Below are 7,643 nucleotides of genomic sequence, written 5' to 3'. Positions count from 1 at the left end.
CCTCCCACTGCCCCAGCCGGGTCCGAGGTAGGTGGCCCGCGGAATCGAAGCGTCAGAGGTGGGTGGCCCGCGGTATGGAGGTCTGCATCCGCGCGCCACCTACCTTCGCCGTGCGAATAGCGCGCGCCACCTACCTCCGAGGGCCCCCGACCGATGCAGTCCCATCCGGGGCCCGCCGACGGCGCCCGCGTCAGAGCACGCCGCGGGGGCGGAACTGCACGCTGATCCGCGGGCCCACCGGCCTGGCGGTCTTGAGCACGGCGTGCTCCCAGGTGCGCTGGCACGAGCCGCCCATGACGAGCAGGTCGCCGTGGCCCACGACGAAGCCGATGGTGTCGCCCGGGCCGTGGTCCGTCGGGCGCAGGCTGAGCCGACGCGGAGCGCCGAGCGACAGGATCGCCACCATCGTGTCCTCGCTGCGCCCACGGCCGATCCGGTCGCCGTGCCAGGCGACGCTGTCGCGACCGTCGCGGTAGTAGCAGAGCCCAGCCGTCACGAAGTCCTCGCCCAGCTCGGCGCCGTAGTGCCGGTTCAGCGCGTCGCGCGCGTCGTCGAGCGCCGGGTGCGGCAGCACGGCACCCGATCCGTAGTGCGCCAGCAGCCGCGGGACGTCGACCGTGTCGTCGTACATCTCCCGCCTCTCGGCCCGCCACCGGACCTCGGTCTGCAGGCTCAGGAACAACGGGTCGGCGCCCTGCACCCAGCCCGGGCGGACATCGACCCATGCGCCGTGGGCAAGCTCCCTGCGCTGCACCGAGGCGCCCAGCGGACCGACGACGGCCTCGTCGCCGACGTCGAGCAGCGAACCCTGGAACCACACCCGAGCATCGTAGGCGAGTTCGAACAGATGTTCTAGACGCCACGCCTTCCGAGGCTCGCCGGGGCGCCGACTACGCTGCCCCCATGAGCGCTTGGGACGCCCTCCTCGACCGGGTCGACGTGATCGCCGACGCGCGCGCCGACGTCGACGACGCCGTGCAGGCCGAGCTGACCGAGCTGCTGGTGGGGGCCATGCGCGACGGGACCGCCGACCGCGAGCTGGACCCCGGCCAGGCGGGCCTGTGGCTCGCCGCCCTCCTGCGCACCCACGCCGAGGTCCAGGACGAGGGCGAGGAGCGCTCCGACGACGCCCTCAGCATGCTCCGCGTCATCATCACGCGCTGGCTGCACCCCGGCCGGCTCGACCAGGCACCCCCGACGTTCGGCACCTGAGTCCCTAGCAGAGGACCGGCAGCCGAAGGCCCGGTCCCGCCATCCGGAACCGGACGCGTCCGGGCGCCGACGAGACGGAGGCTGTCGGCATGACCGACCGCCAGGACCACCCTGCCCCGCCCCGCCCCGACCGCGATCCCGCCGTCGATGACGCGCGCCGCTTCCACCTCTCCGAGGACTGGCTCGCGACGATCGTCGGCCTGACGCTGGTCGTGCTGACCGCCGCCGGCGTCGTCACCGAGGGCTGGTTGCCGCTGTGAGCGCCGACGCCTCCGCCGACGACCGGTCGGTCGTGGAGTACGGCGAACGACTGCACTCCCCCGCCGTGCTGGTGGGTCTGGCCGTGGTCGTCGCCACGGGCGCGGCCGCCCGCCTCCTGACCGAGAACGTGCCCACGTGGCTCGCCGACACCGCGCTCGCCGACGTCGGCGACGCCATCGAGTATCCCGTCTACGCGATCGCGCTGGGCCTGCTCGTCAACGCCCTGCTGTCCTCGCTCGGGGTGCGCGACCGCCTCGCGGGCGGCTTCCGCACCGAGTTCTTCATCAAGACCGGCCTGGTCGTGCTCGGGGCCACGGTGGTGCTCTCGGTCATCGCGCGGGCCGCAGGACCAGCGACCCTCCAGGGCCTGCTGCTCATCACGGGCGTCTTCGCCTTCACCTGGTGGTTCGCCGGACGCCTCGGGCTGGACGATCGCCTGCGTGCCCTCCTCGCGTCGGCCGTCGCCATCTGCGGGGTGAGCGCGGCCATCGCGGCCGCCGGCGCGGTGCGGGCCCGCAAGGAGCAGCTGGCCTACACGGCCAGCCTCGTCATCCTGTTCGCACTGCCCTCGATCTTCGTGCTGCCGTGGCTCGCCGACCTCCTCGGCCTCTCGCCCGCCGTCACCGGCGCCTGGCTCGGTGGCAACATCGACACGACGGCGGCCGTCACCGCTGCCGGCGCGATCGCCGGCGAGGAGCCTCTCCAGATCGCCTCGGTGGTCAAGCTGACGCAGAACGCGCTCATCGGCTTCGTCGCGGTGGGCCTGACGGCCTGGTTCGCGTTCAAGGTCGAGCGCGACCCCCAGGGTGAGCGCCCCCGCGCCATCGAGCTGTGGCACCGGTTCCCGAAGTTCGTGCTCGGCTTCATCGCCGCGTCCGTGATCGCGACGCTCTACCTGGAGCAGGCGTCGGCCGCGCGGGCCGAGGCGTTCGACACCGTCGTGAAGGGCCTGCGCGACTACGCGCTCATCCTGGCGTTCGTCTCGATCGGCCTGGAGTTCAAGGTGTCCTCGCTGAAGGAGGCGGGCTGGCGTCCGATCGGCGTCTTCGCCGCCGCGACGCTCGTCAACATCGGGCTCGCACTGGCGCTGGCCTCGGTGCTGTTCGCCGGGTTCACGATCTAGCCGCGCCCCGACGCACGTCCGCCCCGGTCCGTGCGGACCGGGGCGGACGTCCTCGTCGGGTCAGCTGGGGTCGTCCGGGCGCCCCTGCCGGCTGACCGTCACGCTGTCGCCACTCTCCGAGGGCTCCACGACGAGCGAGAAGTCGCCGTCGTGCTCCTCGACGCCCACGGCCACGGCCTCCTCGACGGCCTCGAGACCGAGTCGGTGGCGCACGATGACCGGGTCCGTCTGGAGGTCCTTGTACAGCGCGAGACACAGGCCCACCATGACGAACACGAACGGCACGGACGCGACGATCGTGATGTTCTGCAGACCGGTCAGGGCGTCGGAGCCCCCGATCACGAGCATGATCGCCGCGACGGCGCCGGTGAGGGCGCCCCAGAAGATGACCGACGGCTTGCTCGGCTCGGTGGAGCCGCGCTCGCTCAGCGTCCCCATGACGATCGACGCCGCATCGGCACCGGACACGAAGAAGATGCCGACGAGCACCATGACCAGCACCGAGGTGATGCTCGCCGCCGGGTACTGCTCCAGCAGCTGGAACAGGGCGAAGTCGGACTGGACGGCGCCGTCTGCACCGACGATGCCCGCGCCGTCGCGCTGCTCGAAGATGCCGGCGCCACCGAAGATCGCGAACCACACGAGGCTGACCAGCGTGGGCACGAGCAGGACGCCCGTGACGAACTCACGGATCGTGCGCCCGCGGCTGATGCGGGCGATGAACATGCCGACGAAGGGGGTCCACGAGACCCACCAGGCCCAGTAGAAGATCGTCCAGCCGGAGAGCCAGGCCTCCATGGCGTCGTCGCCGCTGGCCGCGGTGCGCGAGGCCATCTCGGTCATCTGCGAGGCGTAGTCGCCGAGCGCGGTCGGCACGAGGTTCAGGATGAACAGCGTCGGCCCGGCCACGAACACGAACACGGCCAGCACGAGCGCCAGCACCATGTTGGTGTTGGAAAGCCACTGGATGCCCCGCTCGATGCCGGAGACGGCCGAGAGGATGAACAGGATCGTCAGCACGGTGATGACGGAGACGAGCACGATCTTGCTCGGCTCGTCGATCCACCCGTTGAACTGCAGTCCGGCGCCGATCTGCAGGGCGCCGAGGCCCAGCGAGGCGGCGGATCCGAAGAGGGTGGCGAAGATCGCCAGGATGTCGATCACCTTGCCGGCCGGTCCTTCGGCGCGTCGGCCGAAGAGCGGGACGAAGGCCGACGAGATCAGCTGCTTGCGTCCCTTGCGGAAGGTGCCATAGGCGATCGCGATGCCGACGACCGCGTAGATGGCCCAGGGGTGCAGGCCCCAGTGGAACATCGTGGAGGCCATGGCGCTCTGGACGGCCTCGTCGCTCTGCGCCTCGCCCGTGCCGGGCGGCGGCGACGCGAAGTGCGACAGCGGCTCGGCCACGCCCCAGAACATGAGCCCGATGCCCATGCCGGCGCTGAACATCATCGCGATCCAGGAGACGGTCCGGAACTCCGGACCCTCGTCGTCGCGACCGAGCGGGATCCGGCCGTACTTGGAGGCCGCGAGCCACAGGACGTAGATCACGAAGAACGACGCGACGAGCACGAAGAACCAGCCGGTGTTCGTGATGACCCACGAGCGCGACGTGTCCGAGGCCGCCTTGAGGCCGGACGTGCTCACCAGGCCCCAGACGACGAACCCGATCGCCACCACGCCGGTGAACCCGAAGACGACGGGGTCGACCCGTCGCTTCCAGCGTCCTGCAGATGCATGTTCTCGGTCAGTGAGGGTACTCACGAGGGCACCACCTCTTCCTTCGGCTCAGTCGTCATCGGCACAGTCGTTCGACATCGTCAGTCAGGTCCTGCGCACCCATGGGTGCACGGGACAACCTTTCGACCATAGCGACGCTGGCGCCGAGGCGCGAATCGCGGACGGGTCAGACGCGGCTGCCGCGCAGCTGCGCGAGGTAGACCAGCGCGGCCACGGTGCCGACGAGGTTGAGCAGCGACAGCGGGCTCCAGAGCACCAGGTGCGCCGCGAGCGTGAGGCCCAGGATCACGAGCCACGAGCTCTTCGGGAGCGTGTCGGCCACGGCGAACCGGGCGGGCGCACGGGTGAGGCAGTCCACGAGCGCGAACGCCTTGACCGCGAACAGGGCGAGCGACAGCACCAGCATCAGACCCGACTCGACNGGGCCCCCTCGTCGGGGACCCGCCGCTCGTGTGGTGAGCCGTGGCTCAGGACTGGCTGGTGGTGCTGCCCGTCGAGCTGCTGCTCGAGGAGGTCTTCTTCGCGGGCGACTTCTTGGCCGTCGTCTTCTTCGCGGTCGCGGAGGACGACGTCGTCGTGGCCGGAGCCTTCTTGGCCGTCGTCTTCTTCGCGGTCCCGGTGGACGACGTCTTCTTGGCCGGGGCCTTCTTGGCGGTGCTCTTCTTGGCCGTCGTCTTCTTGGCGGCCGACGTGGTGGCCGGAGCCTTCTTCGCCGCGGTCTTCTTGGTGGTGCTCGCGGCGGAGGCGGTCTTGGCCGGGGCCTTCTTGGCGGCGGCGGTCGTCGAGGAGGCGGCCGAGCGGGCGGCGGCCGACGTCTTGGCCGGGGCCTTCTTCGCGGACGACTTCGAGGCGGGGGCCTTCTTCGTCACCTTCGACACGGTGGCCTGGGCCTCGGCGACGATGTCCTCGGCGCGCTTCTGCACGTCGTCGGCCACGTCCTCGGCAGCCTTGCGGGCCTCCTTGATGTTCTTCTTGGCGTCCTTGCGCAGGGCGTCGAGCAGCTTCTCGCCGCGCTTCTGCACGTCGTCGAGCTTGAGGGCGCGCGCCTGGGCGACGAACTCCTCACCCTTCTGGAGCAGCTCGGCGTAGCTGGACTGCGCCTGGGCCTGGGCGGAGCCGACGAGGCCGGTGGCCTGCGAGCGGAGGTCGTCGATCTCGACCTTCTTGAGGGTGTCGGTGAGGTTCTTGACCTCGTCGACCAGGGTCTTGATCTGGGCGTTGATCTGATCGGTGATGCTCATGTGGGTGTCTCCTCGGGAGAGGTGTCGGGATTGGCCTGGGTGACCGTTTCGGCAAGTGCCTCGTCCGGTGCGACGTCGGTGCCGACGAACGAGCGGTAGATGTCCAGCAGTGCCGTCTTCTGCCGCTCGGTCAGTCGGGCGTCGAGGGCGATGGCGTCCTCGACCATCCGCGCGCCGGACTCGTCGATGTCGATGAGACCGGCACGGACGTAGAGCGACTCGGCCGAGATGCGCAGCGCCTTCGCGATCTGCTGCAGGACCTCTGCCGAGGGACGACGCACGCCCCGCTCGATCTGGCTGAGGTACGGGTTGGAGACCTCGGACTTCTCAGCCAGCTGTCGCAGGGACATCTGCGCCTGGCGTCGCTGCTCGCGCAAGTAGTCGCCGAGGTTCTCGACGGCTCCTCCTACGTCCAGCTTGGCCATGTCTCCAGTGTGCTTGCATTTGCAAGCAAGTGCAAGCAGATCTGCATGCGACCCGTCTCACAACCGGTCAGAGGACCGGCCGCACCTCTCCGACGGCACGCCCGCCACCGAGCACCACCGGACGTTCGCGCAGCAGGTCGGCCTCGACGCCGGCCAGCTCGAGCGCTCGGTGCAGCACCACGAACAGGGGACGCTCGCCACCGTCCTCGATCTTGACCGCGAGGGCGGAGCCGTCCGCCAGGCCGGCCACGACCACGCTCTCGGCACCCGACTTCACCAGCGATCCCGGCACGGCGCGGGCCAGCGCCAGGTCGGGTCGGCGGGTCCCGCTGACCTGCTCGGGGTGGGCCACCATCGCCTCGGCCACCCGTCGTGCCGCCGTCCCCGTCTCCGCCTGGACGAGCCGACCGATGCCGCGGGCGAGACGCTCGAGCGACGTCGCGAGCAGCGGGGCTCCGCACCCGTCGACCCCGACCGTGTCGGGCGGGCCCACCAGGGCGGTGAAGGTCTCGGTGACGGCGCGCTGGACCGGGTGGTCCGGATCCAGGTAGTCCTCGGTCGACCACCCCCGGACCACGCAGGTGAGCAGCATGGCGGCGTGCTTGCCCGAGCAGTCCATCCGGATCGGCAGACGTCCCTCGCCGGCACGCAGGACGGCTGCGTGCTCGTGCGGGTCCAGCGGGTAGGACGCCGGCGTCTGCAGGGCCGACTCGTCGAGGCCGCCCAGCGCGAGGATCTCGCGCACCCCCTCGAGGTGGAACGGCTCCGCCGAGTGGCTCGCGGCCGCGAGCGCCAGCAGGCGGGGCTCGAGGTCCAGGCCCGCCTCCACGAGGCCGGTCGCCTGGAAGGGCTTGTTCGTCGACCGCGGGAACACCACGACGCCGGGATCACCCAGCGACCACACCGTCTCGCCGTCGGGACCGACCCGCACGGCTGCTCCGCGGTGGCGGCTCTCCACGAGCCCGGACCGGGTGACCTCGGCGACGACGTCCATCGCTCCAGCGTAGGGCTCCACCGGCGCGGTCGAGCCCGCCCGGCCCTCCCGACCACCGGCTCATCCCACCAGTCCCATTGGTCACTTTCTTCCCACCCGTGTCGTTCTTCCACTACAGTGCCCTGATCTGGTACGGCGCACTCGGGCGTCGGCTTCCCTCACCAGAAGAGGACTGCATGCCTTCCCTGCGTCACGCCTTCGGAGCACCTGCTCTCGTCGTCGCCACCGTCATCGCCCTGCTCACCGGTGCCATGACGACCCCGGCAGCGGCGGCCGTCCCGGCCCCCCGTCCCACCGTGAGCACCACGCAGGACGCTGCCACGGTCAGCTGGCCGGCCGTGAAGGGTGCCGACCGCTACGCCGTCTGCCTCGTCCGCAGCGTCGGCGACAGCNCGTGCACCGAGGGCTTCTTCACCACGAAGACCTCGCACACCTTCACGAAGCTCACCCCCGTCGCCGGGACCGACTACCTCGTGCACGTGCGCGCCTACGACGGCAGCGCTTCCGCCGCCAGCCCCCGCGTCGCGATCGACCTGCGTCCGGCCGCGCCGAAGGTGTCGGTCTCCACCGGGACCGACACCGCCGCCGTCTCGTGGACGGCGATCCCCGACGCGGACCGCTACGCCGTCTGCCTCGTCCGCAGCCTC

The 7,643-nt window shown here is 70.8% G+C and carries 9 protein-coding genes; 3 read left to right on the top strand and 6 right to left on the bottom strand.

Annotated features, from left to right (window positions below; all coding sequences use genetic code 11):
• Nucleotides 1-190: 190 nt before the first annotated feature.
• Complete coding sequence (locus tag ASF38_RS00360) at nucleotides 191-820, bottom strand: alpha-ketoglutarate-dependent dioxygenase AlkB (RefSeq protein ID WP_055970012.1); 630 nt, start codon at nucleotides 818-820, stop codon at nucleotides 191-193.
• 83 nt (nucleotides 821-903) lie between these two features.
• Here ASF38_RS00360 and ASF38_RS00355 point away from each other — a divergent pair, with 83 nt between their 5' ends.
• The 3 genes from ASF38_RS00355 to ASF38_RS00350 all read left to right on the top strand — a co-directional run bounded on the left by ASF38_RS00355 (nucleotide 904) and on the right by ASF38_RS00350 (nucleotide 2,596).
• Nucleotides 904-1,212: a hypothetical protein gene (locus tag ASF38_RS00355; protein WP_056552850.1), complete on the top strand. Its 309-nt coding sequence runs from the start codon at nucleotides 904-906 to the stop codon at nucleotides 1,210-1,212.
• Between the two features lie 89 nt (nucleotides 1,213-1,301).
• Nucleotides 1,302-1,472 (top strand): hypothetical protein, encoded by a 171-nt coding sequence (locus tag ASF38_RS18170; RefSeq protein ID WP_164468775.1) that lies wholly within the window; start codon nucleotides 1,302-1,304, stop codon nucleotides 1,470-1,472.
• The gene (locus tag ASF38_RS00350; RefSeq protein ID WP_056572895.1) at nucleotides 1,469-2,596 is read left to right on the top strand and encodes a YeiH family protein; all 1,128 of its coding nucleotides are present in this window, start codon (nucleotides 1,469-1,471) and stop codon (nucleotides 2,594-2,596) included. Before ASF38_RS18170 ends, ASF38_RS00350 begins: the two co-directional genes overlap by 4 nt.
• Nucleotides 2,597-2,656: 60 nt before the next feature.
• Here ASF38_RS00350 and ASF38_RS00345 read toward each other — a convergent pair whose 3' ends face one another.
• The 5 genes from ASF38_RS00345 to ASF38_RS00325 form a co-directional block, all read right to left on the bottom strand.
• Nucleotides 2,657-4,360, bottom strand: coding sequence for a BCCT family transporter (locus ASF38_RS00345; protein ID WP_082480121.1), 1,704 nt, complete (start codon nucleotides 4,358-4,360; stop codon nucleotides 2,657-2,659).
• A gap of 142 nt (nucleotides 4,361-4,502) precedes the next feature.
• Complete coding sequence (locus tag ASF38_RS19530) at nucleotides 4,503-4,742, bottom strand: DUF2516 family protein (RefSeq protein ID WP_056572892.1); 240 nt, start codon at nucleotides 4,740-4,742, stop codon at nucleotides 4,503-4,505.
• 61 nt (nucleotides 4,743-4,803) lie between these two features.
• Entirely contained in the window at nucleotides 4,804-5,577 is a 774-nt protein-coding gene (locus tag ASF38_RS16945; protein ID WP_082480119.1) for a hypothetical protein, read from the bottom strand.
• Nucleotides 5,574-6,002: a helix-turn-helix domain-containing protein gene (locus tag ASF38_RS00330; RefSeq protein WP_055970030.1), complete on the bottom strand. Its 429-nt coding sequence runs from the start codon at nucleotides 6,000-6,002 to the stop codon at nucleotides 5,574-5,576. The genes ASF38_RS16945 and ASF38_RS00330 overlap by 4 nt, the downstream gene beginning before the upstream one ends.
• 67 nt (nucleotides 6,003-6,069) lie before the next feature.
• Nucleotides 6,070-6,996, bottom strand: coding sequence for an asparaginase (locus tag ASF38_RS00325; RefSeq protein ID WP_056552861.1), 927 nt, complete (start codon nucleotides 6,994-6,996; stop codon nucleotides 6,070-6,072).
• Nucleotides 6,997-7,643 lie beyond the last annotated feature (647 nt).

The organism is Aeromicrobium sp. Leaf272 (assembly GCF_001422865.1).
Lineage (GTDB): Bacteria > Actinomycetota > Actinomycetes > Propionibacteriales > Nocardioidaceae > Aeromicrobium.
The sequence above is the reverse complement of the archived record's forward strand: the minus strand, read 5'-3'. Positions and strand labels throughout refer to the sequence as shown.